20 protein-coding genes, 8 tRNA genes and 2 pseudogenes are annotated in these 25,800 nt (G+C 60.4%); 10 read left to right on the top strand and 20 right to left on the bottom strand.

Annotation, left to right across the window (positions count from 1 at the left end; all coding sequences use genetic code 11):
• Positions 1-39 precede the first annotated feature (39 nt).
• The 4 genes from PSFL_RS03540 to PSFL_RS03525 form a co-directional block, all read right to left on the bottom strand.
• Positions 40-116, bottom strand: a tRNA-Asp gene (locus PSFL_RS03540).
• 18 nt (positions 117-134) lie between these two features.
• Positions 135-210 (bottom strand) — tRNA-Val (locus tag PSFL_RS03535).
• A 301-nt stretch (positions 211-511) separates the two neighbouring features.
• Positions 512-588, bottom strand: a tRNA-Asp gene (locus tag PSFL_RS03530).
• A gap of 19 nt (positions 589-607) precedes the next feature.
• Positions 608-683: transfer RNA gene (locus tag PSFL_RS03525), tRNA-Val, on the bottom strand.
• A gap of 159 nt (positions 684-842) precedes the next feature.
• On the opposite strand from PSFL_RS03525, the gene rdgC reads away from it, so the two are divergent.
• The 3 genes from rdgC to sugE all read left to right on the top strand — a co-directional run bounded on the left by rdgC (position 843) and on the right by sugE (position 3,287).
• Entirely contained in the window at positions 843-1,763 is a 921-nt protein-coding gene (gene rdgC / locus PSFL_RS03520; RefSeq protein WP_057438902.1) for a recombination-associated protein RdgC, read from the top strand.
• A gap of 147 nt (positions 1,764-1,910) precedes the next feature.
• The gene (locus PSFL_RS03515) at positions 1,911-2,867 is read left to right on the top strand and encodes a bile acid:sodium symporter family protein (protein ID WP_057438901.1); all 957 of its coding nucleotides are present in this window, start codon (positions 1,911-1,913) and stop codon (positions 2,865-2,867) included.
• 105 nt (positions 2,868-2,972) lie between these two features.
• On the top strand, positions 2,973-3,287 hold the full coding sequence (gene sugE, locus PSFL_RS03510) for a quaternary ammonium compound efflux SMR transporter SugE (RefSeq protein ID WP_057438900.1): 315 nt from the start codon (positions 2,973-2,975) through the stop codon (positions 3,285-3,287).
• A gap of 69 nt (positions 3,288-3,356) precedes the next feature.
• On the opposite strand, the gene PSFL_RS03505 is transcribed toward sugE, so the two are convergent.
• The 3 genes from PSFL_RS03505 to PSFL_RS03495 form a co-directional block, all read right to left on the bottom strand.
• On the bottom strand, positions 3,357-5,231 hold the full coding sequence (locus PSFL_RS03505) for an MFS transporter (RefSeq protein ID WP_057438899.1): 1,875 nt from the start codon (positions 5,229-5,231) through the stop codon (positions 3,357-3,359).
• Positions 5,232-5,298: 67 nt separating this feature from the next.
• A complete protein-coding gene (locus PSFL_RS03500) occupies positions 5,299-6,453 on the bottom strand; it encodes a TDT family transporter (RefSeq protein WP_057438898.1) in 1,155 nt (384 codons plus the stop codon).
• A gap of 92 nt (positions 6,454-6,545) precedes the next feature.
• On the bottom strand, positions 6,546-7,730 hold the full coding sequence (locus tag PSFL_RS03495; RefSeq protein ID WP_397469685.1) for an MFS transporter: 1,185 nt from the start codon (positions 7,728-7,730) through the stop codon (positions 6,546-6,548).
• A 90-nt stretch (positions 7,731-7,820) separates the two neighbouring features.
• Here PSFL_RS03495 and PSFL_RS03490 point away from each other — a divergent pair, with 90 nt between their 5' ends.
• Positions 7,821-8,366, top strand: coding sequence for a TetR/AcrR family transcriptional regulator (locus PSFL_RS03490; protein WP_057438897.1), 546 nt, complete (start codon positions 7,821-7,823; stop codon positions 8,364-8,366).
• Between the two features lie 139 nt (positions 8,367-8,505).
• Here PSFL_RS03490 and PSFL_RS03485 read toward each other — a convergent pair whose 3' ends face one another.
• The 4 genes from PSFL_RS03485 to PSFL_RS03470 form a co-directional block, all read right to left on the bottom strand.
• Positions 8,506-9,285: an ABC transporter permease gene (locus PSFL_RS03485; RefSeq protein WP_057438896.1), complete on the bottom strand. Its 780-nt coding sequence runs from the start codon at positions 9,283-9,285 to the stop codon at positions 8,506-8,508.
• Positions 9,282-10,214, bottom strand: a complete 933-nt coding sequence (locus tag PSFL_RS03480) for an ABC transporter ATP-binding protein (RefSeq protein WP_057438895.1) — start codon at positions 10,212-10,214, stop codon at positions 9,282-9,284. Before PSFL_RS03480 ends, PSFL_RS03485 begins: the two co-directional genes overlap by 4 nt.
• 134 nt (positions 10,215-10,348) lie before the next feature.
• Entirely contained in the window at positions 10,349-10,966 is a 618-nt protein-coding gene (locus tag PSFL_RS03475) for a glutathione S-transferase family protein (protein WP_115127706.1), read from the bottom strand.
• Between the two features lie 43 nt (positions 10,967-11,009).
• Positions 11,010-11,669: a transglutaminase family protein gene (locus PSFL_RS03470; RefSeq protein WP_057438894.1), complete on the bottom strand. Its 660-nt coding sequence runs from the start codon at positions 11,667-11,669 to the stop codon at positions 11,010-11,012.
• 202 nt (positions 11,670-11,871) lie between these two features.
• Here PSFL_RS03470 and PSFL_RS03465 point away from each other — a divergent pair, with 202 nt between their 5' ends.
• A complete protein-coding gene (locus tag PSFL_RS03465) occupies positions 11,872-14,319 on the top strand; it encodes an acyl-CoA dehydrogenase (protein ID WP_115127705.1) in 2,448 nt (815 codons plus the stop codon).
• A gap of 76 nt (positions 14,320-14,395) precedes the next feature.
• Positions 14,396-14,803, top strand: a complete 408-nt coding sequence (locus PSFL_RS03460) for a PA2817 family protein (RefSeq protein WP_057438892.1) — start codon at positions 14,396-14,398, stop codon at positions 14,801-14,803.
• Positions 14,804-14,963: 160 nt separating this feature from the next.
• Here the strand turns inward: PSFL_RS03460 and PSFL_RS03455 are convergent, their stop codons facing one another.
• Entirely contained in the window at positions 14,964-15,896 is a 933-nt protein-coding gene (locus PSFL_RS03455) for a LysR family transcriptional regulator (RefSeq protein WP_397469684.1), read from the bottom strand.
• 90 nt (positions 15,897-15,986) lie between these two features.
• Between PSFL_RS03455 and PSFL_RS03450 the strand changes: the two genes are divergently transcribed.
• Complete coding sequence (locus tag PSFL_RS03450) at positions 15,987-16,613, top strand: hypothetical protein (RefSeq protein WP_057438890.1); 627 nt, start codon at positions 15,987-15,989, stop codon at positions 16,611-16,613.
• A 156-nt stretch (positions 16,614-16,769) separates the two neighbouring features.
• On the top strand, positions 16,770-18,509 hold the full coding sequence (locus tag PSFL_RS03445; RefSeq protein ID WP_397469683.1) for a dipeptidase: 1,740 nt from the start codon (positions 16,770-16,772) through the stop codon (positions 18,507-18,509).
• Positions 18,510-18,611: 102 nt separating this feature from the next.
• Here the strand turns inward: PSFL_RS03445 and PSFL_RS03440 are convergent.
• The 4 genes from PSFL_RS03440 to PSFL_RS03425 form a co-directional block, all read right to left on the bottom strand.
• Positions 18,612-18,687, bottom strand: a tRNA-Gly gene (locus PSFL_RS03440).
• Between the two features lie 3 nt (positions 18,688-18,690).
• Positions 18,691-18,766 (bottom strand) — tRNA-Glu (locus PSFL_RS03435).
• Positions 18,767-18,871: 105 nt separating this feature from the next.
• Positions 18,872-18,947, bottom strand: a tRNA-Gly gene (locus PSFL_RS03430).
• A 2-nt stretch (positions 18,948-18,949) separates the two neighbouring features.
• A tRNA-Glu gene (locus PSFL_RS03425) sits at positions 18,950-19,025 on the bottom strand.
• Between the two features lie 356 nt (positions 19,026-19,381).
• Here PSFL_RS03425 and PSFL_RS03420 point away from each other — a divergent pair.
• Positions 19,382-20,152: a hypothetical protein gene (locus tag PSFL_RS03420; protein WP_057438889.1), complete on the top strand. Its 771-nt coding sequence runs from the start codon at positions 19,382-19,384 to the stop codon at positions 20,150-20,152.
• Positions 20,153-20,276: 124 nt separating this feature from the next.
• Positions 20,277-21,089, top strand: coding sequence for an alpha/beta fold hydrolase (locus tag PSFL_RS03415; RefSeq protein ID WP_057959005.1), 813 nt, complete (start codon positions 20,277-20,279; stop codon positions 21,087-21,089).
• Positions 21,090-21,238: 149 nt separating this feature from the next.
• On the opposite strand, the pseudogene PSFL_RS03410 reads toward PSFL_RS03415, so the two are convergent.
• From PSFL_RS03410 to PSFL_RS03395, 4 genes and pseudogenes are all read right to left on the bottom strand, one after another.
• Positions 21,239-21,835: pseudogene (locus tag PSFL_RS03410) on the bottom strand (methyl-accepting chemotaxis protein); the annotation flags it as partial.
• A 102-nt stretch (positions 21,836-21,937) separates the two neighbouring features.
• Positions 21,938-22,324, bottom strand: a pseudogene (locus tag PSFL_RS03405) (HAMP domain-containing protein); the annotation flags it as partial.
• 969 nt (positions 22,325-23,293) lie between these two features.
• A complete protein-coding gene (locus tag PSFL_RS03400; protein ID WP_128593448.1) occupies positions 23,294-24,718 on the bottom strand; it encodes a PLP-dependent aminotransferase family protein in 1,425 nt (474 codons plus the stop codon).
• Positions 24,719-24,924: 206 nt separating this feature from the next.
• Positions 24,925-25,686, bottom strand: a complete 762-nt coding sequence (locus tag PSFL_RS03395; protein ID WP_057438887.1) for an SDR family oxidoreductase — start codon at positions 25,684-25,686, stop codon at positions 24,925-24,927.
• Between the last annotated feature and the right edge of the window lie 114 nt (positions 25,687-25,800).

Here is a 25,800-nt window from a genome sequence, read left to right as displayed (position 1 = left end):
CGTGGTGACCTGGCGTTCAGCGTTCCAGGTAACCGAATATGGCGCAGCGGACGGGACTCGAACCCGCGACCCCCGGCGTGACAGGCCGGTATTCTAACCGACTGAACTACCGCTGCGCGTAGCGTTGGACGTAATGGTGGGTGATGACGGGATCGAACCGCCGACCCTCTGCTTGTAAGGCAGATGCTCTCCCAGCTGAGCTAATCACCCTTTACGTTCGGTGCGGGGCGCATCATATACGAAAAATCCGCAATGTGTTGATTTAAATGCAATTTATTTTAAATATCTTTTCGCCGGCAGCCTACACCCCGGAAAACCGGCGCATGTAGCGGGTAGATGCGAGTCTATTGGTTACCCCGCCCCAGCCCCACAAAAGGACGACGCGGCGCTCTCAGGTGCTTCGCGAGCAAGCCCATTCCCACAGAAAGGCAAACCCCAGACAGCAAAAAGCCCGCTCGATGAGCGGGCTTTCTGTGGTGACCTGGCGTTCAGTGTTCCAGGTTACCGAATATGGCGCAGCGGACGGGACTCGAACCCGCGACCCCCGGCGTGACAGGCCGGTATTCTAACCGACTGAACTACCGCTGCGCGTAACACATGAAGCGAATGGTGGGTGATGACGGGATCGAACCGCCGACCCTCTGCTTGTAAGGCAGATGCTCTCCCAGCTGAGCTAATCACCCTTCGTTTCGGTGTGGCGCGCATTCTACGGAGCGTCCCCTGGTCTGGCAAGCACTTTCTTAAATCTTTTTTTTCAGCCCTTCCAATGGCTTAGGCAGGGTTGGCCTCAGGCCTTATCAAGAGAATAATGCCCCACTTTGTATAAAGGAGAGACTCACCCCATGTGGTTCAAGAACCTGCTTATCTATCGCCTGACCCAAGATCTGCCTGTTGATGCCGAGGCGTTGGAAACTGCAATGGCCACCAAACTGGCGCGCCCTTGTGCAAGCCAGGAGTTGACCACCTACGGTTTCGTCGCGCCTTTTGGCAAAGGCGAAGACGCGCCCCTGGTGCACGTCAGCGGTGACTTCATGCTGATCGCTGCGCGCAAGGAAGAACGTATCCTGCCGGGTAGCGTGGTGCGTGATGCGGTGAAGGAAAAGGTCGAAGAGATCGAAGCCGAGCAAATGCGCAAGGTCTACAAAAAGGAACGCGACCAGATCAAGGATGAAATCATCCAGGCCTTCCTGCCTCGTGCGTTTATCCGTCGCTCGTCGACCTTCGCTGCCATCGCGCCGAAACAGGGCCTGATCCTGGTGAACTCGGCCAGCCCCAAGCGCGCCGAAGACCTGCTGTCGACCCTGCGTGAAGTGATCGGCACCCTGCCGGTACGCCCACTGACCGTGAAAACCGCGCCGACTGCGGTGATGACCGACTGGGTCACCACCCAGAAGCCGGCCGATGACTTCTTCGTGCTCGACGAATGCGAACTGCGCGACACCCACGAAGACGGCGGCATCGTGCGCTGCAAGCGCCAGGACCTGACCGGCGAAGAAATCCAGCTGCACCTGACCACCGGCAAAGTCGTGACCCAACTGTCCCTGGCCTGGCAGGACAAGCTGTCGTTCATGCTCGACGACAAAATGACCGTCAAGCGCCTGAAGTTTGAAGACCTGCTGCAAGACCAGGCCGAACAGGACGGCGGTGACGAAGCCCTGGGCCAACTGGATGCCAGCTTTACCCTGATGATGCTGACCTTCGGCGACTTCCTGCCGGCGCTGGTGGAAGCATTGGGTGGTGAAGAGACCCCGCAAGGCATCTAAACGCGCACGCTCAATGTAGGAGCTTGGCCTGCGATGGCGGCGTATCAGTTACAGAGTCACTGACTGACACACCGCTATCGCAGGCAAGCCAGCTCCCACAGTTGATGGGGTTACCACTCCCAGTACTCTAATAATAAGGACATCGCCATGCGCGCACTCGCCGCCTTGAGCCGTTTCGCCGGCACTACCTTCGCCTACTGGGTGCTGATTTTTGCTGTGCTCGCCTTCCTTCAGCCCCACTGGTTTATCGACCTGAAAAGCGCCATCGTGCCGCTGCTGGGCCTGGTGATGTTCGGCATGGGCCTGACCCTCAAACTGGAAGATTTCGCCGAAGTCGCGCGCCATCCGTGGCGCGTGGCCCTGGGCGTGATCGCGCAATTTGTGATCATGCCCAGCGTGGCCTGGCTGCTGTGCCAGACCTTCAACCTGCCAGCGGAAATCGCCGTTGGCGTGATTCTGGTCGGTTGCTGCCCTAGTGGCACCTCTTCCAACGTCATGACGTGGCTGGGCCGTGGCGACCTGGCGCTGTCAGTGGCCATCTCTTCCATCACCACCCTCCTCGCCCCGCTGCTGACGCCGGCCTTGATCTGGCTACTGGCCTCGGCCTGGTTGCCGGTGTCGTTCATGGACCTGCTCTGGTCGATCCTGCAAATGGTGTTGCTGCCTATCGTGCTGGGTGTCTTGGCGCAGCGTCTGCTGGGTGAGCGCGTGCGTCATGCCGTCGAGGTGCTGCCGCTGGTCTCAGTGGTCAGCATCGTGACCATCGTCGCTGCCGTAGTGGCTGCAAGCCAGGCGAAGATTGCCGAGTCGGGCCTGCTGATCATGGCGGTGGTGATGCTGCACAACAGCTTTGGCTACCTGCTGGGTTACCTCACCGCCCGCGTATTCGGGCTGCCACTGGCCCAACGCAAGTCATTGGCGCTGGAAGTCGGCATGCAGAACTCCGGGCTGGGCGCCGCACTGGCCAGTGCGCACTTCTCGCCACTGGCGGCGGTGCCCAGCGCGTTGTTCAGTGTCTGGCACAATATTTCCGGGGCGTTGTTGTCGACGTATTTCCGCCGGATGAGCGAGAAGGAAGATCGCAAGGCCCTCGCCGAAACTTGATCGGCTGCGGGCTTTTCGGCACTCTACGAACCTTCGCGGGGACGACCCCGCGACTCGTTTGAGCACTTACCAGGGGACGACCCCACTTCTAAAAGGAAGGTCTTTATGTCCTGGGTCATTCTGTTTTTCGCCGGGTTGTTTGAAGTTGGCTGGGCCGTCGGCCTGAAATACACCGACGGTTTCAGCAAGCCAATGCCCACCGCCCTGACGATTGCCGCCATGGCCGTCAGCCTCGGCCTGCTGGGGCTGGCCATGAAGGAGCTGCCGCTGGGTACCGCCTATGCCATCTGGACCGGCGTCGGTGCAGTGGGCACGGTGATTGCCGGGATTATCCTGTTTGGGGAGTCCATGGCGCTGTTCCGACTGGCCAGTGTGGCGTTGATCATTGCCGGGTTGATCGGGCTCAAGATTAGCGCGTAAGCCACTAACGCTATCGCGGGCAAGTCGAATCGTCGACTTGCCTGCGATGAGGCCCTTAAATCCGAAAACCTACCTGACACTCCCCCGCAACGCCCCAACCTGTTCCTGCAAGGCCTGTGGCGTCGCCTGCTCCACCGCCAACGGCGGCCCCGCCACCAACGTCACCCGCGACCAGATCCGGTGAAAGATCCCCTTGTTCGGGTCACGGCTGAAAAAGCTCCCCCACAACCCCTGCAACGCCATGGGAATCACCGGTACCGGGGTTTCCTCGAGAATCCGTGTCACACCACTCTTGAACTCGTTCATCTCACCGTCGGCAGTCAACTTGCCTTCAGGGAAAATGCACACCAACTCGCCATCCTTCAGGTACTGGCTGATGCGCTGGAAGGCCTTTTCGTAGATCTGCAGGTCTTCATGGCGTCCGGCAATCGGAATGGTGCCAGCGGTGCGGAAGATAAAGTTGAGCACCGGTAAGCGGTAGATCTTGTAATACATCACAAAGCGAATCGGCCGACGCACCGCGCCGCCAATCAGCAGTGCATCGACAAACGACACATGGTTGCACACCAGCAACGCCGCGCCTTCGTCCGGTATATGTTGCAGGTCGCGATGCTGCACGCGGTACATGGAGTGGCCGAGCAGCCAGATCATGAAGCGCATGGTGAACTCGGGAACAATCCTGAAGATGTAGGTGTTGACCGCGATATTAAGCAGCGACACCACCAGGAACAGCTCGGGGATCGACAGCTTGGCCACACTCAACAGCACGATGGTGACAATCGCCGAGACCACCATGAACAGCGCATTGAGAATATTGTTGGCGGCAATCACCCGCGCCCGCTCGTTTTCAGCGGTACGCGACTGGATCAAGGCATACAGCGGCACGATATAGAACCCGCCAAACACCCCCAGGCCGAGGATGTCAGCCAGCACCCACCAGGCCTGGCCGTACCCCAACACCGCCAGCCAGTCGTTGGCCTGGACGTTTTGCGGGAAGCCACCGGAATGCCACCAGAGCAACAGGCCAAACACCGTCAGGCCGAATGAACCAAAGGGCACCAGACCGATTTCCACCTTACGCCCGGAGAGTTTTTCGCAGAGCATCGAGCCCAGCGCGATACCGACCGAGAACACCGTGAGAATCAGAGTCACCACGGTCTCATCGCCATACAGCCACTCTTTGGCGTAGGCCGGGATTTGCGTGAGGTAGATCGCCCCGACAAACCAGAACCACGAGTTGCCGACAATCGAGCGCGACACGGCGGGCGTCTGCCCCAGGCCCAGGCGCAAGGTGGCCCAGGACTGGCTGAAGATGTTCCAGTCCAGGCGCATCTCGGGGCTGGACGCCGCGGCGCGCGGGATACCCCGGCTGGCCAGGTAGCCCAGCACGGCAATCGCGACAATCGCAGTCGACACCACCGGCGCGTACTGCGCAGAGGACATCATGACCCCGGCCCCGATGGTCCCGGCGAGGATCGCCAGGAATGTGCCCATTTCCACCAGGCCATTGCCGCCCACCAACTCCTCTTCGCGCAAGGCTTGCGGCATGATCGAGTACTTCACCGGGCCAAACAGCGCCGAGTGGGTGCCCATGGCAAACAGCGCCAGCAGCATCAGTTCCAGGTGGTTGGTCATAAAGCCGACGGCCCCCACGGCCATGATCACGATCTCGCCGAGCTTGATTGCGCGGATCAACGCATCCTTGTTGAATTTCTCGCCAAACTGCCCGGCCAGGGCCGAGAACAGGAAGAACGGCAGGATAAACAGCAAGGCGCACAGGTTGACCCAGATCGAGCGGTCACCTTCGATGGTCAGCTTGTAGAGAATGGCGAGGATCAACGACTGCTTGAAAATATTGTCGTTGAACGCCCCCAGGGACTGGGTAATGAAGAACGGCAGAAAACGCCGTTTGCGCAGCAAAGTAAATTGCGAGGGGTGACTCATCGTCAGTGTTCCTGCGTGGCCTGAAGGCTTTATTGATTTTTCAGGCCACGACTTTACCTAATCCTGCTTACTTATTCCCCAATCCTGCAATGCACGGTGAAACAAACAGCTCACCTTTATAGGCACCCTGCACCGTGCGCTTGCTGACCACCAGCCACATCAGGGCCAGCGCGGCGACCAGCACGCTGCCGGTCACGCTGAAAAATGCCAGGTGCAAGGTGCTGCCCAGTTTCAACGTGGTCAGGGCATACACCCCCAGCGGGAAGGTAAAACCCCACCAGCCCAGGTTGAATGGAATCCCGGCTCGCAGGTAACGAAGGGTGATCAGCACCGCGATCAACATCCACCACAGGCCCAGGCCCCACAGGGTGATGCCGGCAACCAGCCCCAGGCCGGCTGCAATCTCGCCGATGCCGGCAAAGCCATTGGCGGCGAAGATCGCCGGCGCGTCCTGGCCCAGCAGCAACATGCCCAGAGCGCCGGTGCCGATCGGGCCCAGGGCCAGCCAGCTCGACGCGGCCATGTTGGCGTGGGGCAGTTTATGCAGGGCCATGCGCAGCATCAGGATCGTCAGAATGCTGAACGCAACCGGCAAAGAAAACGCCCAGAGCACGTAGCTGGTCACCAGCATCACCAGTTGCGAATGGGCGTCGACCAGATGCGGCGCCAACAGGCCACCACTGGCGGCGGCGACTTCGGCAGCCACCACCGGCAACAGCCAGACCGCTGTCATCTGGTCGATGCTGTGTTCCTGGCGGGTAAACATCATGAACGGGATCAACACCCCGCACGCCAGGGCCATGGCGACGTCCAGCCACCACAGGGCCTCGGCCAGTTGCACCACGCCCTCGCCCCAGCGCGGCAGGCCAAACAGCAGCAGGCCATTGATAATGGTCGCCAGGCCCATGGGGATGGTGCCGAAGAACATCGAGACCGTGGAGTGTCCGAAGATTCGCCGCGCCTCGTGAAAAAACATCACCCAGCGCGCCGCGTATAAACCGCTGAACAACACAAACAGAACGATCGTCAGCAGCCACAGCCCTTCGGCGATGGCATAGACACCCGGCAGTTGCACCGGCAATTGCGCCAGGGCCAACGCCAGCACGCCGGTGCCCATGGTGGCGGCGAACCAGTTGGGGGTGAACTGGCGAATCACTTCCCTGGGGGCGGCCAAATGGCTGAAAGGTTTGTAACTGGGGGTGATGCTATTGGGGCAGGTCATGGCTCAATCCTCTTCCTCGTATGAGGTTGAGCCCATGATAGAAGCCTAAGGAATATCTATATAACGGGTAATATCTCTAACTGTTATCTGTTTTACCTATATGCAGACCTGGCCGGCGCTTGCCTCATCAAGCCAATCAAGGCGCCGAGGGCCAATACGATCAACACCCCGCCGTAGCCATAAGTGGTAGCGATCAGGCCAAAACTGCGGGTCAGGTTGCCCGCCAACAGGGTCGGCAGGCAGAACGCCAGGTAACTGAGGACGTAGAACGCCGACATCAACCCGGCCCGCTCATGGGGCAAAGCCAGGGGGACTACGCTGCGCAACGCGCCGAGAAAACCTGCGCCAAATCCGCTGCCAGCCACCAGCGTGGCGAAGAAAAACAAGCTCAGGTTGGCGCTGTGAACCGCACCGAGGATCAGTGTGACGCCCACGGCCAACAGGCCGGCTCCCAGGCGCAGCACCTTGTCCGCCGGGCGATTGCGCAGGCTGAAAATCATCACCGCACCGCTCAAGGTCAACACCGCAACCAGGCCGCCACCGATCAGGTTGGAGGTGGATCCGGTCGCCGCCCTTACCAGCGACGGCGCCAGCGACAAGTAGAAACCGCTCATGGCCCACACCGCGATATCCACCGGCAGCGACAGCCACAAGGCCCGGCGCGCCTGGGCCGGCACATGCAGGGTCGGCCATAGCGAGGCGAGCGCGCCAGGGATGGAGCTGACGCTTTCCGGCAAGCGCCAGACATACAGGCTCTGCAACAGCATCAGCGCGAACAAGGCCCAATAGATCAACTGGGTCGGCAGCGGCGCGAACTCCACCAGTACACTGCTGCCCATCGCGCCACAGGCCATGCCCAACAATGGCGCGACACTGTTGACCAGCGGGCCCTGCCGACGGTCGGTGTCGAGCAACGCAGCGCCGAGCACGGCGGTGGCCATGCCTGTGGCAAACCCCTGCAAGGTGCGGGCGGCAATCAGCCAGGCGACACTGTCGGCGTAGATAAACAGCAGCATCGCCAGCATATTCAGCACCAACGCGGCAAAGATCACTGGTTTGCGCCCCAGGTAATCCGACAGCGAACCGACGGTCAGCAACGCAGCCAGCAGGCTCAAGGCGTAGACGCCGAAGATCAGCGTCAAGGTGCCAGCAGAAAAGTGCAGGCCCTCCTGGTAAAGGTGATACAACGGCGTCGGCGCGCTGGAGGCGGCGAGAAACGTCAGCATGGTGCTCGCCAGAAACACCAGGCTGGAACGATGAGAAGTGACGCTGGACATGGGCACGCTCCGCTAAAGCTAATATTTTGCTTTTGTGCAGTGTGCTACTGGGTCGAGCTTAAAGCAAATTCTTTGTGTTAAGGTTTTGGCATGGCGATAAAAGAAGGCCTCCGCCCGGGGGGCCGTAGTGCCCGGGTACAAGAATCGGTTCATTCGGCGGTGCACCAGCTACTGCAAGAGCAAGAGCGCGCCAGCGTGACAGTACCGCAAATTGCCACACGCGCCGGGGTCACGCCGTCGACCATCTACCGGCGCTGGGGCGACCTCGCAGCCCTGCTCGCCGACGTCGCCCTGGCCCGCATGCGCCCCGACAGCGAGCCCGCCAACACCGGCAGCCTGCGCAGCGACCTGCAAGCCTGGGCAGAGCAGTACCTGGACGAGATGAGTTCGGAACCGGGGCGCACGATGATGCGCGATGTGCAGTGCAGCCAGACGCCGGGGTACTGCGTGACGATTCTGGGTGGGCAACTGCAGGTGATCCTGGACCGTTACCAAGGCAGCGGCCAGGCATTGCCCAGCGTAGATCGACTGATCAATCTGCTGGCGGCGCCGACGGTGTTTCGGATTCTGTTTGACGCAACGCCGATGCGGGTTGAGGAGTTGCATGAGCTGATTGAGATTGCCCTGCACACCTGACCCAACTGTGTGTATGCGGGCTTATGTGGGAGCGGGCTTGCCCGCGATTGCAAGGTGTCAGTCAATACCTCTTTAACTGACCCGCCGCTATCGCGGGCAAGCCCGCTCCCACACAGGCCCGTACATCTTTAGACCTGGCTTAGGTACGCATCCCACGCCCGCTCACCAGTAGCCGTGCACAGCCCAGATACAACACCACCGTCGCCACGATCATAAAGGTGATCGCCACGCTGATCTTGATATCCGACACGCCCAGGATCCCGTAGCGGAAGGCATTTACCATATGCAGCACCGGGTTGGCCAGCGACACGGTCTGCCAGAACGGCGGCAGCAGGGTAATCGAGTAGAACACGCCGCCCAGGTAGGTCAGCGGGGTCAGCACAAAGGTCGGGATGATCGAGATGTCATCGAAGTTGCGCGCAAACACGGCGTTGATAAAGCCCAGCAGCGAGAAAATTGTCGCCGTGAGCACCACCACCAGGATGGTCACCCCCAGGTGATGCACCTGCAGGTCGGTGAAGAACATCGACAGCACCGTCACAATCGCCCCGACCATCAAGCCACGCAGCACGCCGCCCAGGGTGTAGCCGATCAGGATGGTGTGTGGCGACACCGGCGAAACCATCAATTCCTCAATGGAACGCTGGAACTTGCTGCCAAAGAAACTCGACACCACGTTGCCGTAGGAGTTGGTGATCACCGACATCATGATCAGCCCCGGCACGATGTACTCCATATAGGTGAAGCCACCCATATCGCCAATCTGCCGGCCGATCAGGTTCCCGAAGATCACGAAGTACAGAACCATGGTGATCGCTGGCGGCAGCAGGGTCTGCGGCCAGATGCGCATAAAGCGCTTCACTTCGCGGTAGACGATGGTGTTGAGCGCTACCAGATTGGGTTGGAACTCGGAATTCATACCGCCACCTTCGCCAGATTCTTCTCCACCAGGGACACGAACAACTCCTCCAGGCGATTGGTTTTGTTGCGCAGGCTCTGCACTTCAATGTTCTGCAAGGCCAGTTGGCTGAACAGCGCGGTGATGCCCACGGTTTTATCGACCTGCACTTCCAGGGTATGGCTGTCCACCAGGCGGTTGGGGTAGCCGATCAACGCAGGGGGCGCGGACAGGTTGTTTTTCAGGTCAAGCAGGAACGTCTCCACATGCAACTGACCCAGCAAGTTACGCATGCTGGTGTTCTCGACAATGGTGCCGTGGTCGATGATGCCAATGTTGCGGCACAGCTGTTCAGCCTCTTCCAGGTAATGGGTGGTGAGGATGATGGTGATGCCTTTCTGGTTCAGCTCGGTGAGGAAGGTCCACATTGAGCGACGCAATTCGATGTCCACGCCGGCCGTCGGTTCGTCGAGGATCAGCAGGCGCGGCTCATGCACCAGGGCGCGGGCGATCATCAGGCGCCGCTTCATGCCGCCGGACAAGGAACGTGATGGCACGTCGCGCTTGTCCCACAACCCCAGCTGGGTCAGGTACTGCTCGGCGCGCTCCTTGGCGATTTTCGGCGGGATGCCGTAGTAACCGGCCTGGGTCACGACGATATCGAAGGTCTTTTCAAACTGGTTGAAATTGAACTCCTGGGGCACCACACCAATGCAGCGCTTGAGCGCGGCCGGGGATTTATCCAGGTCATGACCAAAGATATTCACCGTGCCACTAGTCTTGTTGACCAGGGTCGACAGAATACCGATGGTGGTGGATTTGCCGGCACCGTTGGGGCCGAGCAATGCGAAGAAATCACCTTCGGCGACATCCAGATCAATACCACTCAGGGCCTGGAAACCGTTGCCGTAGGTTTTGGTTAGCTGCCGGATGGACAGAGCGGAACTCATATCGGATTACGCACCAAGGAAGGGAATAGAAGAAATAGATAAGGGCGCGCCACACCTAATACAACCGCAGCGCACGGCAAGCATGGTGCTTGCCTGCGCCGCACAAGTACAGTCACCTGTATTAATAGTCAGTATTAAGTCAACGCGGTCATTACCGCTTTTTGATAGGCCGGGCGTTGCTGCAAACGCCGGTACCACGCCTCTAGATTGGGCATCGCCGGGCGTTCGATCGGCATCTCGAACCAGGCATAAATAAAGCTGCCCAGGGGAATATCACCCATGCCGATCTCGTTGCCGGACAGGTAGGGCTGCTCAGCCAGGGCCTGGTCCACGGTTTTCAACACCTCGATACAGGCATTGCGCCCGGCATGGATGCTGTCCCAGTCCTGCCGCTCGGCCGGCGTGCGCAAAATGCCCCAGAACACCGTTTTGAACGGTTCGGCAAAGGTCGAGGTGGTCCAGTCCATCCACTTCTCGGCATTGGCCCGCGCCTGCAGATCGGCGGGGTACCAGCTCGAAGCCTGTTTGGCGCAGAGGTAACGCACGATGGTGTTGGATTCCCACAACACAAACTCGCCGTCCTCGATCATCGGCACCCGGCCATTGGGATTCAATGCCCGGTACTGCGGTGTATCGACCACACCAAAGGCCCCGCCCGCATCAATTGCCTCATAGTCCAGGCCGAGTTCCTCGGCGCACCACAGTGCTTTCCTGACGTTTGACGAATTTTTACGACCCCAGATCTTCAGCATGACCGCCTCCCAGTGGATGAATGCCGGAGCAGCATACGCCGGTTCAGCCGCGACTCAAATCGCTCTGCATATCACCTAACAATTGCGGCGAATGCTCGCCAAACAGGTGCGGGTAACATTTTTCCAGGTGGGCAAAGAAGAATTCCTCGGGCACCTCGGCAAATTGCCCATGGTCCACCACATACTCCATGGAGCGCTGGCCCTGGCGGTTGAACGGGTGGAAAACGCTGTCGTTGATTCCGTCGAAATCCAGGGGCGGCACATCGAACAATTCGCACAATTGCTGGTTGAACGCCGGGGTCGCCTTGACCCAGCGCCCATCCAGATACAACTCCGTGTAGCCATGCATGGCGAACACATCACTCTTGAGCAACTCGATCAGGCGCGGGGTCGACAGATGGTTGCGCACATCGGCCAGGCCAATGCGCGACGCTATGCCGCAATGCCGGGCGCACGCCGCCAGCAGGGTGGCCTTCGGCACGCAATAGCTCTGCCCGGCAGCCAGGGCGTAGCTACCACGCAGGGTTTGCGGATCGCGGCTGAAGGTGTAAGGGTTGTAGCGCACCGCTTCGCGCACGGCGTAATACAGACTGACTGCCTGGTCACGGGGATCACGGCTCGAACCGCGATGTTTTTCGGCGAACTCCACCACCGTGGGGTGGTCACTATCGATGAAGCGGCTGGGACTCAAGTACGCATTCATGGGGATTTTCTCCGAGGCGAGCCTGGAGTCTAACCACAGGCCCGACCGAAGGTTAACGACGATTCGGCCAAATGTCGGCGCCTGCTGCCTGTGACTGTCGAGCACTTCCCGCCACACCACGTAACACCCTCAGGCACCGCTTTTCCGGATGCCGGCTAAGCTCTGAGGGTGCTTCTGCCCCTGGTTTCACGGAGGATTGAATATGCTGTTGTTGTGGATACTGGTTCTGGTGCTCGGCATTGCCTACCTGGCACACCGTCGTACCGCGCCCCTGCCCGCCCTGGGCGTGGTCGCCGTCTACCTGTTGGCGATGGGCGCCTTCAGCCATGCACCGGGCTGGTTGCTGCTGGTGTTCTGGGTGCTGCTCGCGATAGTCGCCGCCCCCCTGCTGCTGCCCGACCTGCGTCGCCAGTATTTCACCGCACCGCTGTTCAACTGGTTCCAGAAAGTATTGCCGCCGATGTCCGAGACCGAGCGCGATGCCATCGACGCCGGGACCGTGTGGTGGGACGGCGAACTGTTCAGCGGCCGCCCCGACTGGGACAAGCTGCTGGCCTACCCCAAGGTGCAGTTGACCGAAGAGGAACAGGCTTTTATCGACGGCCCCACCGAGGAGCTGTGCGCGATGGTCACCGATTGGGAAATCGGCCAGGCCATGGACCTGCCGGCAGCGGCCTGGGACCATATCAAGCAACACGGTTTCTTCGCCCTGATCATCCCCAAGGAGTTCGGTGGCAAGGGCTTTTCCGCCTACGCCCACTCCCAGGTGGCAATGAAACTGGCGACCCGCAGCGGCGACCTCGCCTCCACCGTCATGGTCCCCAACTCCCTGGGCCCGGCCGAGCTGCTGCTGCACTACGGTACCGACGAGCAACGCAACCACTACCTGCCGCGCCTGGCCCGTGGCGATGACATCCCGTGCTTTGCCCTGACCGGCCCGCTGGCCGGCTCCGATGCCGGCGCGATGCCCGACACCGGGGTGATCTGCAAGGGCGAATGGCAAGGCAAGGAAACCCTTGGCCTGCGCCTGAACTGGGAAAAACGCTATATCACCCTGGGCCCGGTCGCGACCCTGCTGGGCCTGGCCTTCAAGGCCTATGACCCGGACCATCTGCTGGGCGGGGAAGAAGACCTGGGCATCAGCCTGGCGCTGATCCCCACCGACACCCCCGGCGTGGAAATCGGGCGCCGTCATCTGCCCCTCGGCGCGGCATTCATGAACGGCCCCAACTCCGGCAAGGATGTGTTCATTCCCCTGGACTTCCTGATCGGTGGCCAGGAAATGCTCGGCAAGGGCTGGATGATGCTGATGAACTGCCTGTCGGTCGGCCGTTCGATCTCCCTGCCGGCGGTGGGCACCGGTGCAGCCAAGTTCACCAGCCTGGTGACCGGTCAGTACGCCCAGGTGCGCGAGCAGTTCAACGTACCGCTGTCCGCCTTCGAGGGCATCCAGGAAGCCCTGGCCCGTATCGGCGGGAATGCCTGGTTGATGGACAGTGCGCGGATGCTCACCGCCAATGCGGTGGACCTGGGGGAAAAACCCTCGGTGCTCTCGGCGATCCTCAAGTACCACCTGACCGAGCGCGGCCGCGAGTGCATCAGCCACGCCATGGACGTGCACGGCGGCAAGGGCATCATCATGGGCCCCAACAACTACCTGGGCCGCAGCTGGCAGGGGGCGCCGATCTTCATCACCGTGGAAGGGGCTAATATCCTTTCGCGCAACCTGATGATCTTCGGCCAGGGGGCGATTCGCTGCCATCCATTCGTCCTCAAGGAAATGGCCCTCGCCGGTCGTGAAGATCGCGACCAGGCGCTCAAGGAGTTCGATGGGCTGTTGCTGCAACATATCGGTTTTGCGGTGAGCAACGCCGCCAGCACCCTGGTGTTGAACCTGGGCCTGGGCCACTTCGAAAAAGCCCCGGGCAACCGCTTGAGCCAGGGTTACTTCCGCGCCCTCAACCGCCAAGCCGCCGCGTTCGCCCTGCTGGCAGACCTGAGCATGATGCTGCTGGGTGGTGAACTGAAGCGTCGTGAACGCCTGTCGGCACGGCTGGGGGATGTACTCAGCCATATGTACCTGGCCTCGGCGGCGCTCAAGCGCTACCACGACCTCGACTCCCCAGATCATCTGGAACCGCTGTTTGCCTGGGCCATGGAAGAAAGCCTTGGCCAATCGGAACGCGCGCTGGATGAGTTACTTAGCAACTTCCCCAACAAAGTGCTGGGCTGCCTGTTGCGGGTCATCGTGTTCCCATTCGGGCGTCGCCATAAAGGCCCGTCCGATGCACTGGACGCTGAAGTCGCCGCAGTGATTGGCCGAGCCAAGGGCGACCCGACCCTGGAAGAACTGCTGGCTGGCTGCTATCGCCCGCAATCGGCGGAAGATCCGGTCGGCGCGTTGCAACACGCCTATGACCTACTGGGTGCCAGCCACCCGCTGCAAAAGAAACTCCACAGCGCCCTCAAAAGTGGCCAGGTCAAGCCGCGTGCAGGGGAACATGCCATCGACGCCGCACTGGAAGCTGGCGTGCTGCAACCGGCTGAAGCGCAAACCCTGCGCGACGCGGAAGCGGCGCGGCGCAAGGTGATCGACGTGGATGACTTCAGCAAAGAGGAGCTGGCCCAGGCGCCCGGCAGAGTCCGCTGAGACCAACCGTCATATAAAAACGGGCGCGAGAGCTATATACTCTCGCGCCCGTTTTTGCTTTTGAGGACTTACTCTCGTGTCCAACGTCGTTGCCGATCATCTCGTCTTGCTCGACCACCTGCGCAGCATCCTGGTTGCGGTCGGCGAAGCCGAACAGGTTCCCGAGGAAAGTCACGCGCTATTCCTGGAACGCTTTGATGAACTGCGGGCCCTGCTGCCCATCGACCCGATCGAAAGCCAATACCTGGGCCAGGACATGATGAGCCAGGTCATCCTGCGCTACCCGCAGATTGCCCATCTGGTACCGCGCGACCTGTTGTGGTTCTTCGGCGGTGACTGCCTGCACTTCATGCCCGACGATGAGCTGGACCTGTACCAGGCCCTGGAAGAACGTCGTTTCGAAGCCGAACAGAACGACGAACCGTTCGACTGGAACCAGGAAAAGCAATTGCTGGCCATGTCCAACGACCAGCCCAAGCACTGATCTCAAAAGCACCAAAGATCCAAATGTGGGAGCGGGCTTGTGTGGGAGCGGGCTTGCCCGCGATGGCTGAGTGTCAGTCGATACATTGGTTGACTGATACACCGCTATCGCGGGCAAGCCCGCTCCCACACTAACCTGCTCCACATTCTCGATAGCGCGCCTACCGCCGACGCAATGTAGGCTCCTTAGCCATGCACTCCACCAGATAATCAATAAACACCCGCAATTTCGGCGGCAGGTAGCGTGTGGGCGAATGCAGCAACCAGGCATCCCCATGGTACGAGGCAATGAAATCCCATTGCGCCAGGACCTGCACCAACCGCCCCTCCTCCAAGGCATGCCGCGCGGTGAAGTACGGCAAGCTGCCAATCCCTACATCCTGCAACACCGCATCCAGCCGCACCCCCGTGTGATTGGCCGCATACCGCCCGCGTACCCCCACCGTCACTGTTTTGCCCGACTGGCGGAATTTCCAGCGCGCATCCCCCGGCGTTTCGCCCAGGTAGATGCAACTGTGCCCCAGCAAATCATGGGGATGCAGCGGCGTACCGTGGGCAGCCAGATACTGCGGCGTGGCACACAACAAATGCTCAATCGGTAATAACTGGCGCCCTACCAACCCCGGTGGCGGGCTATCGGTGATGCGGATGCTCAGGTCGACATTGTCATCAATCAAATCCACCTGCCGATCTTCGAGGATCAACTGCAGATCGACCTTGGGATAACGCCGCAAGAACTCTGGCATATGCGGATGCACCACAAACCGCCCGACCGCCTTGGGCACACTGACCCGCACCAGTCCTTCGGCTTCGTGGGTGTACTGGCCGCTGATTTCCATCACCGAGCGCGCCGCGCTGACCATTTCCTGGCAGCGTTTGAAAACCTCTTCGCCACCTTCACTCAAGCGTAATTTGCGCGTGGTGCGCTGCAGCAGCCGCGTGGCCAGGGCCTGTTCCAGGCGCGAGATGCTGCGACTCACCGCCGATGGCGACGCCCCCAGTTGGCGCGCCGCCTCGGAGAAGCTGCCGGTTTCCACCACCTTGACGAAAATCGCCATTTCGCCCAGCAGCGGCAAAGGAAGATTGATGCTCATGACGCACAAGCCCATTGAGATTTCAGCGGATTATCACCCATTGGCGCACTACTTATACTGCTGTTTAGAACCCTGATGCGGATGTAGACGATGACCCAGCGCCTGTTTTTTACCCATGACCACCTGGTTGCCGATGTTGATGTGCTGGAGTGCACGCCGTTTGAGCAGCAGTTTGCGGTGGTGCTGCACTCCACCATTTTCCACCCCCAGGGTGGCGGCCAGCCTTTTGATACGGGGTGGCTGGGAGACAGCAACGTGTTGAAAGTGGTGCAGGAAGCCGAGCGCATCGTGCACTACGTGGACCAGCCCGTCGCACTCGGGCTCCAGCAAGCGCGGGTCGACGGCGAGCGCCGCGCCCTGCATACACGCCTGCATTCGGCAGGGCATCTGATTGGCAACGCCGGTGAGACCCTGGGCTGGATGCCGATCAAGGCCCACCACTGGCCAGGCGAAGGCAAGATCAGTTTTATCCGTGGGGAGTTCGCCCAGAACATGGAGGCCGATGCCCTGCAACAACAGGTCAACCAATGGATCGCCGCAGATTTACCGCGCCAAATGACGCTGCAAAGCGGCTCCCGGGAAGTAGGTTTTGGTGATCTGCCGCCCTACGCCTGCGGCGGCACTCACGTACAGGCCCTCGCCCAAGTCGGCCAGGTCACGATCCTCGGCCTGTCGGAGAAGAAGGGCACGTTGTCGGTGCGCTACAGCCTCGACTGACAGATTGATGGCAGGCGGCGTTTTATTATTGAGATAGGACATCACCGCGCAAGGGGCTCCCCTGGAGCTTGTGGGTGATGCTAGTGTGTGAAAATGTTTCCGACATAAAAATCGGAAACCTCCTACTCACCACCTGCAAAGGAATGCCCCCCAGCAATGGACTTCTCCCTCAAGCATCTGGCCGCCGCCATCCTGATGGTCGCCAGCCTGTCCGCCGTTACCGCACCAGCGTTCGCCAATATCACCCCGCAACAGAGCGCGACCATCCTCAAGACGTTTAATGACGCCTCGTTCAAGGACTTCCGCACCTTCCTCGGCAGCCTGGCCACAAGTGAACTGGGCAAAACCGCCGACTTGGGCCCGGCAATCAGTGCTTTTCTCGATAACAAACGCCTGTCCGCCGAACAGCAAAACGAAATTCATCGCCTGCTGGGTCTCTACGCCCGAGTGAAATACGGCACGGCGGCTACCGAGACCCTGCGCGAGCTGGTGGCCATACCGACCTTCCAGGTAGAAGGCGTAGCCCAGCACGACAACCCTGAATTCATCAAGATCGCCGACAAGATCAAAAGCCTGGCCCAGGCGTTCAACCTGAAGTTCCGCAATATCGACAACCGCGTCTACGAAATATCCCTGGAAGGTGTCGGCGACGAAGTTGTGGGCATCCACGCCCACGCCGACGTGGTGCCGGTGACCCCGGAAAACTGGGTACTGGCCGATGGCACCCGCCTCGACCCGTTCAAGGTCACGCTGATTGGCGACCGCATGTACGGCCGCGGCACCGAGGATGACAAGAACGGCATCGTGGTGACGCTGTACGCGATGAAAGTGATCAAGGAAGAAAACCTGCCCCTGGCACGCAACTTCAAGCTGCTGGTGGACACCACCGAAGAAACCACCGGCGACGCCATTCCCTACTACTTCGAACACAACCCGACGCCCAACTACAACCTCGCGCTGGACGGCGGCTACCCGGTCGTCATCGCCGAAAAGGGTTATGGCACGGTCATGGCCACCTTTGCCAAGCGCAAAGCCGACGGCAAAGGCGCCGAAATCATTGCCATGACCGGCGGCCTGGCGACCAACCAGATTCCTTCGGCATCGGTGGCCACGTTGCGCAGCGACAGCCCCGCCGAACTGGCTGCCAGCCTGCAACAGGCCGGGAGTACATTCGCCAAGGCCAATGGTGGCGATTTCACAGTAGATGCCAAGATCGTCGACAAAGACGTCAAGCTGACCATCACCGGGGTATCGGCGCACTCTTCCGAACCCGAATCGGGCATCAACCCGGTGGCGCGGATGCTGGTCTTTATCAACAGCCTGGACGGCAAGGTTGCGTTCAAACACAACGAGATTACTGACGCTGCCCGCTATGCCTCCGATAACTGGGGCCTGGATTACCTGGGCGGCAAATTGGGCGTGGGCTTTGCCGATACGTTCATGGGGCCACTGACCACCTCGCCGACCTTTGTCGGCATGGATGAAAAAGCCTTCAAGCTGGCGGTCAACCTGCGGGTGCCAAAAGGTAAATCCCCAGAAACGCTCAAGAAAGAGATCGCTGACAAGCTGAGCGCCTGGAGCCAAAAGACCCATATTGCGCCAGCCTTCGACTACTCGGTCGCCGCGCCGATGTACCGTAACCCCGAGGGTGAATGGGTCAAGGCGCTGCTGGCCGTGGCCACGGAAAACCTGGGCATGAAGCCTGAGTACGGGACTTCGGCTGGCGCAACCTCGGTGCATGACCTGCCCAATGGCGTGCAATTCGGCCTGGCCCGCCCCGAGGTCAAATACACCGGGCACACCGACAACGAGTTCAAGACCACCGAGCAGTTCCTGCTGGACCTGCAGATCGTGACGGAAATGATGGGCCGTATCGGGCAGTTGCCGAAACTCTGACCCAGCACCTGGACCCGCTTGTGCGGCGGGTCCATTTGCGCAGGCTTGAATTTCAGACAAACAAAAACGCCGCTCATCACTGAGCGGCGTTTTTGTTGAATATGGAGCGGGAAACGAGACTCGAACTCGCGACCCCGACCTTGGCAAGGTCGTGCTCTACCAACTGAGCTATTCCCGCAAATGGCGTCCCCTAGGGGACTCGAACCCCTGTTACCGCCGTGAAAGGGCGGTGTCCTAGGCCACTAGACGAAGGGGACACGCTAACTGAAACACATGGTGTGTATTCCAGTGCCCAGAGGCCTTGTCCGAAGACTTGGTCCTGGTTTCACTCAGTGCCGCCCGAAAGCCACACTGTTTAAAAATGGAGCGGGAAACGAGACTCGAACTCGCGACCCCGACCTTGGCAAGGTCGTGCTCTACCAACTGAGCTATTCCCGCAATGGCGTCCCCTAGGGGACTCGAACCCCTGTTACCGCCGTGAAAGGGCGGTGTCCTAGGCCACTAGACGAAGGGGACACACGTACAACATTCACTCCCTACCGCGTTTCGCTGTGTGCTTTACGCTGTAAGTGGCGCGCATTCTATGGATGGATTGAAAGGTCGTCAACCCCCAAGGATAAATTTATTTAAATCAATGACTTCGCCCCGCTTTACCGCCACTGTCGGAGTTTCTCGCCGTCCAGGCTTTGGCGCCTATATTCTGGCGCCCGACAAGACGTTATAGTCCTGACCCGCGAATGGTGGCAATGTGCATCTATTCAGAGTTACTACATATACAGATGAAAGCACTGACTCATCTCGTCGAAGAGTCCTATCCGCCGCAAGCGCCAATCACTACACTTCAACGCACATCCTACAAAGAGGTCACACCGGTGACACCACTCATGATCACCCTGCTGGTAATAGCCGGGATCGTAATACTGATCGCCATTGGCTACATGAACCACGTGGTGGAAAACAACAAACTGGAAAAAGCCCGGGCCCAGATTGAGCTCAATGATCGGCTGCGCCGCTGTGGCGAGATCACCGAGACGTTCCCCGGCCAACTGATGACGCCGCAGCTCAAGCTGCTGCTGACCCGCCTGGAACTGAACGTCAACCAACGCATGCTCCACCTCAACAAATCCAGCAGCACCATCAAGGCCCGTATTGCCGAGTTGGAAGCACTGGTGGGCCAGGGCGAGTCGATCCCGGTGAACAACCCTCCAGGGCCGATCCAGACCGAAGCCAAGGCCAAGGATGTACGCTTCCTGCTCGAAGCCCTGCACGGCCAGGTCACCCGCGCCGCCCAGGACGGCTTTTTGCCCACCAACGAGGCCAAGCACTGGATCCGCGAAATCCGTCACCTGCTGGTGCTGCTGCACATCGAGTTCTTCAACAATCTTGGCCAACACGCGCTGCAACAGGCGCAGCCCGGCCAGGCGCGCCTGGCGTTCGAGCGCGGCGTGCAATACCTGCGCAAGCAGCCTGAACCGGCCACCTACAGCCAGCACCTGCAACTGCTGGAAAAACAATTGGCGCGTGCCAACTCCATGGTGCTGACCAACAGCCAGCAAACCGCCGAAGAGACCAATGAGCTGACCGCAGGCTTGAAAGCCGATGACGCTGATGCCGAGTGGAAAAAGAAAGTCATCTACGACTGATCCTCTCCTGCCTTGATTCGCCGGGTGCATGCTTTGCACCCGGAGCCATCATCCTGCCTCTACCCCTCGCTGCAATAACTCGCGTACAAAAGTGCACTTCATTCCGTAAACGAAAGAGGCCTTCATGCCAAGCGTCATCATTGATGGTCAGCCCCTGCACTACGTGGACCAGGGCGCGGGCCCTGCTGTCCTGCTCGGCCAGAGCTACCTGTGGGACCAGCACATGTGGGCACCGCAGATCGCTGCCCTGTCGCAACAGTACCGAGTGATCGTGCCAGAGCTGTGGGGTCACGGTGAGTCTGGCCCGCTACCGGCACAGACCCGCACCCTGGACGACCTGGCACGCCAGGCCCTGGCCTTGCTGGACCATCTGGAGATTGCCCAGGTCAACCTGGTGGGTTTGTCCGTCGGCGGCATGTGGGCTGCGCCGCTGGCGTTGCTGGCGCCCGAGCGGGTCAACAGCCTGGTATTGATGGATACCTATCTGGGCGCAGAGCCTGAGGCCACCCGCGAACAGTATTTCGCACTGCTCGGCGCAATCGAGGCCGCGGGTGCTATTCCAGATGCCCTGCTGGATATCATCGTGCCGATCTTCTTCCGCCCCGGCATCGACCACGACTCTGCGCTGTATCAGGACTTCCGCCAGTCCCTGCGCGACTTCCCCAAGGATCGCCTGCTGCAAAGCATCGTGCCCCTGGGTCGCCTGATTTTCGGTCGTGGGGATGCGCTGGAAGGCTTATCCCGCCTGAATGCTGATACGACTCTGGTGATGTGTGGCAACGAGGACCAGCCGCGCCCCCCCGCAGAAGCGCAGGAAATGGCCGATCTGATCGGCTGCGATCTGGTATTGATCCCGGACGCAGGGCATATCTCCAGCCGGGAAAATCCTGATTTCGTCAATGAGGCACTGCTGACCTTTTTGGCCAATCACGCCTGATCACACCTCGAGTATCTCCAACGTAGATGAGATGCCGAGGCGCGCAGCTACACTCCCCCCTGTGGGAGCGGGCTCGCCCGCGATGGCGCCCGTGAGTACACCTCAGGGTGTCAGCTCCCTCAGGGAACTCGTTCCGGCCCTGAATATGATCACAGCCGGAAATGCCCCACCATCCCCTTGAGTTCCGCCCCCAGTTGCGCCAACTCGATACTCGATGCCGCATTACCCTGCATGCTCAGCGCCGATTGATCGGCGCTGGCGCGGATACTGGTGACGCTGCGGTTGATTTCTTCGGCCACCGAGCTCTGCTGCTCGGCCGCCGCCGCGATCTGCTGGTTCATCTGCTGGATCAGCGACACCGCCGCGGCAATGCTGCCCAACGCACTTTCGGTTTCCAGGGCATCGCTGACAGCCAGCTTCACCAGCTCGCCGCTGTGCTGGATATCCCGCACTGAAGACTGCGCCGCGCTGCGCAAGGTGCTGACCAGACGTTCGATTTCCTCCGTCGATTGCTGGGTGCGCCTGGCCAGGGCGCGCACCTCATCGGCGACCACCGCAAAGCCGCGCCCTTGCTCCCCGGCGCGTGCCGCCTCGATGGCGGCGTTGAGCGCCAGCAGGTTGGTCTGCTCGGCAACACTTTTGATCACCTCCAACACGCTACCGATATTCTGGATTTCGGCGCTCAGGCTTTCGATGCTGGTGCTGGCAGAGGTCGCCGAACTGGCCAGCAGCTCGATGCGCTGCAGGCTCTGGCGTACCACCTGCTGGCCAGTGTCGACCTTGTCGTCGGCGGTCTGCGCCGCTTGCGCGGCCTGCTCGGCATTGCGTGCCACATCGTGCACCGTGGCGGCCATCTGGTTCATGGCGGTGGCGACTTGCTCGGTTTCTTCTTTCTGGCTACTGACTTCGAGATTAGTCTGCTCGGTCCCCCTGGACAATGACTGGGCCGAGCTGGCCAATTGTTCAATCCCCGCCTGCAGCCCGCTGACCATATTGCTCAGGCCCCCGCCCATCTGCTGCATCGCCTGCATCAACTGGCCCATCTCGTCCTGTCGGCTCACCTCCATGCGCCCGCTGAGATCCCCGGCCGCAATCTGCCGGGCCACGGCAATCACGCTGCGCAGCGGCATCACGATCAGCCGGGTAATCAGCCACGCGGCAATCACCCCGACCAATAAAGCTAGGGCCGATGACACAATGATCAGCAAGCTGCTCTTGGCCAACTGCGCCTGCATCGACTGGTCCTGCGCGGCATAGGCCTGGTTGACCTGCGCCACCACTTGCGCGGCCCGCTCATGCAACTGTTGGTAGACGATTTTTTCCTGGGCCAGCAGGCCGGTGTATTCGGTGAGTTTTTCGCTGAAGGCTCCGATATGCCCGACCACTTCATTGAGCACGGTCTGATAGCCAGGATCCTTGACCAGGGTCTGCAGTTGCCCGGCCTGGGCCAGGGCCTGATCGGCCTGCTCGATGTGGCCTTGCCCGGCACTGTCCGCGTCGCCCTTGCGGCTCTGATCCAGGCGCACATGGGCTTCGTTCATGGCCTGCAACATCAAGCGCGAAACCTGCCCCACCTGCCCGGCCTGCTCGATAAACTCGGCGCCCTCTTTGCCTTGGCTTTCCTTGAGGTTATAGGCCCCATCGTCGGCCAGGCCGGCCTGCAATACATCAAGGTTGTTGGCGACACTGGACACCGACCAACTGGCCATTTCCAGCGCCAGGTCCTTGGCCTGGGTCAGCTCGACAAATTCGTCAAATGCCTTGCGATAGGCGCCCAGCGCCTGCTCGACCTCGCTCATGTTGAGCGCCTGGGCTTCGGCCACCAGGCTATCCACCCGTTGGTGCAGGACCTCGACCGAGTCGGCATCGCTGCGCAACGCATACTCCTGCTCAATCAAACGCACATTCAGCAGCCCCTCATTGAGCGAAGACATGCCCTTGAGCCCCACAAAACGCTGGCCAACGGTTTGCAGGGACCACACGCCAATCGCCGCCACCAGGGCCGTCAACAGCAATACCAGGGCAAACCCCAGCCCCAGCTTCCTGGCCAGCCCAAGGTTGGCAAATCGTCGTTGCACGGCCGAAATCATTGCGCAAAGTCCTCTTGGGGTGGCGAACGCCAGCAAGCCCGGTATCCATGCAACGAGATTCGCAATCCCGGGCCCTGCAACACAAGACGTTGGCGCCACAATAATGGCAAAAAGCTACATCCCCGTCGTTTTCAGAATGGTGGAGGTCGATCCTGTGGGGCCCATGGCTTTGAACAATGCCAGGGCCCGATGATCGCAAGCATAGGCCACATTGATCCGCAGCCATTCAGCGTGCTCGCCGGTCGGGCTGAACAACTCGCCGGAAGACAGCAAGACCCCAAGCTGTCGGGCCCTTGCGTGCACCCTTGAGCCATCCCCTGAACCCGGGCGCGCCCACACAAACATGCCACCTGCGGGCACCGCAAAGACCTCCCACTCTTCATCCTCCAGCACCTGCAAGGTCTTCGCCATCTCCGCGCTCAGCCGTCGGCGCAGGCGCTGTACCCATTTGCGGTAGGTGCCGTTGGTCAGGAGACTGGCCACCATCGCTTCGGCAAAGCGTGAGGTGCCCATACCGGTCAAGGTCTTGAGCTTGAGCAATTGGCTGATGAGGGCCGTGCTGGCGGTGAGATAGCCAACCCGCAGGGCGCTGCTCAGGGTCTTGGAAAAGCTCGAGACATAGATCACCCGATCATCATGGGCCAACGCCGCCAGACGGGTACAGGAAGCATGTTGCAGGTCGCCGTAGACATCCTCCTCGACAATCAGGAAGTCCCGAGTGTGGGCCAGGTGCAACAGACGCTCGGCGACCACCCGCGACAGGCTGGTGCCCGTCGGGTTGTGGTAGAGGCTGTTGATGAACAGGCACTTGGGGCGGTGGCGGGCCAGCAGCGTTTCCAGGGCCTGGATATCCGGGCCGCTGCGGGTTCTGGGCACCTCCAGCAACATGACACCGTGGAAAGCCAACTGACGATACAGGTTGCCGTAGCCAGGGCTCTCGACCACCACCGTGTCGCCGGCCTTGAGCAAGGTGCGGATCAGCAGGTCCTGGGCATGGCTCGCGCCGTGGGTGGTGAGGATCTGCTCGGCAGTGCTGGCCACCTGGATCTGTGTCAGGCGCTTGTGCAATTGCTCACGTAACGCCGGCAACCCCAGGGGCGTGCTGTAATTGAAAACCCCAGCGGTATCGGTACGGCTGATTTCGCGAATCGCATAGCTGATGTCATCACTTTCACGCCAGGAGTCCGGCAGCCAGCCGCACCCCAGCTTCAATTCTCCCAACTGGTTATCGGTAAAGGCCCCCCACCTGCGTTCTGCCCCCTCATACCACTGGCACTCCGCCAATGGGCTGCTGGCCACCGGTTGCTCGGCGATAACAAACCCCGAACCGGCCCTTGAGGCCAAGACCCCTTCGGCCACCATGCGCTCCAGCGCCTCGATCACACTGGATTGACTGAGCAGGTTGTCCTGGGCCAGTTGCCGGATGGAAGGCAGGCGCGTTCCGGGGCTGACCCCGCTCTCCCGAATCCATGCGGCAATGGCGCTGACAATTTGCTGAACCACCGGTACAAGGGCTTGTCGATTGATCCCTAAATCCATGAGCCACCCCCCTTCAACTGTTTGGCATTTAACTCAAAACAGTTAAGCACAGAAGGCCAGGGTCACCCTGTTCATAAATTTATTAAATCATTGATTTTATTGGGTTATTTACCTATTGAAACACAATAGCCCAGGGCATCTTGCCACCTGCGGAAACGCCCCACAGCACTGGAAATCACTTTCTCAGTGGTGCACGGCGACCCGTCCTAAATAGCCGTCGCACCGCCATCCACGGCCAATGCCTGGCCAGTGGTGAACGCGGCGCCATCGCTGCACAGATACAGCACCGCGCTGGCGATTTCCCCGACCGTGCCAATGCGCCCGACCGGGTGCATGGCGGCGGCAAACTCAGCCTTGCGCGGATCGGCTTCATAGGCACGACGGAACATGTCGGTGTCTATCACCGCCGGGCACACGGCGTTGACGCGGATTTTCTTTTTCGCGTACTCGATGGCCGCCGACTTGGTCAGGCCAATCACCGCATGCTTGGACGCCGCATAAATACTCATCTTCGGCGCAGCCCCCAACCCCGCCACCGACGCGGTGTTGACGATCGCCCCACCGCCCTGGGCCAGCAGCAACGGCAGCTGATACTTCATGCACAACCACACGCCCTTGACGTTGACCCCCATGATGGCGTCGAACTCATCCAGGGTGCCATCGGCCAACTTGCCCTGTTCAATCTCGATGCCGGCATTGTTGAACGCATAGTCCAGGCGACCATAGCTGTTCAGCACTTGCTGCATCAGTTGCTGCACATCCGCCTCCAGGGTGACGTTGCAGCGCACGAACAACGCCTCGCCGCCCGTCTCGCGGATCAACGCGACGGTGCCCTCTCCGCCCGCCACATCCAGGTCGGCGACCACGACCTTCAGGCCTTCGTTGGCGAATGCCAGCGCCGTGGCGCGGCCGATACCGTTGGCAGCGCCGGTGACCAGGGCGACCTGGCCGGAAAACGTCATGCTCATTGCTTATATCCTTGGATGAATGCCCGTGGGCCCAGCATAGCCAGGGCCAGGCGCCACGCGTCAGCACTATCAGAGGGCCGGTTGAGCGCCCATGCACGGCAGTGATAAGCCTGC

The sequence above is a fragment of the Pseudomonas sp. DD1 genome (assembly GCF_044510355.1).
Lineage (GTDB): Bacteria > Pseudomonadota > Gammaproteobacteria > Pseudomonadales > Pseudomonadaceae > Aquipseudomonas > Aquipseudomonas shahriarae.
This window is presented reverse-complemented; position numbering and strand designations above follow the sequence as displayed.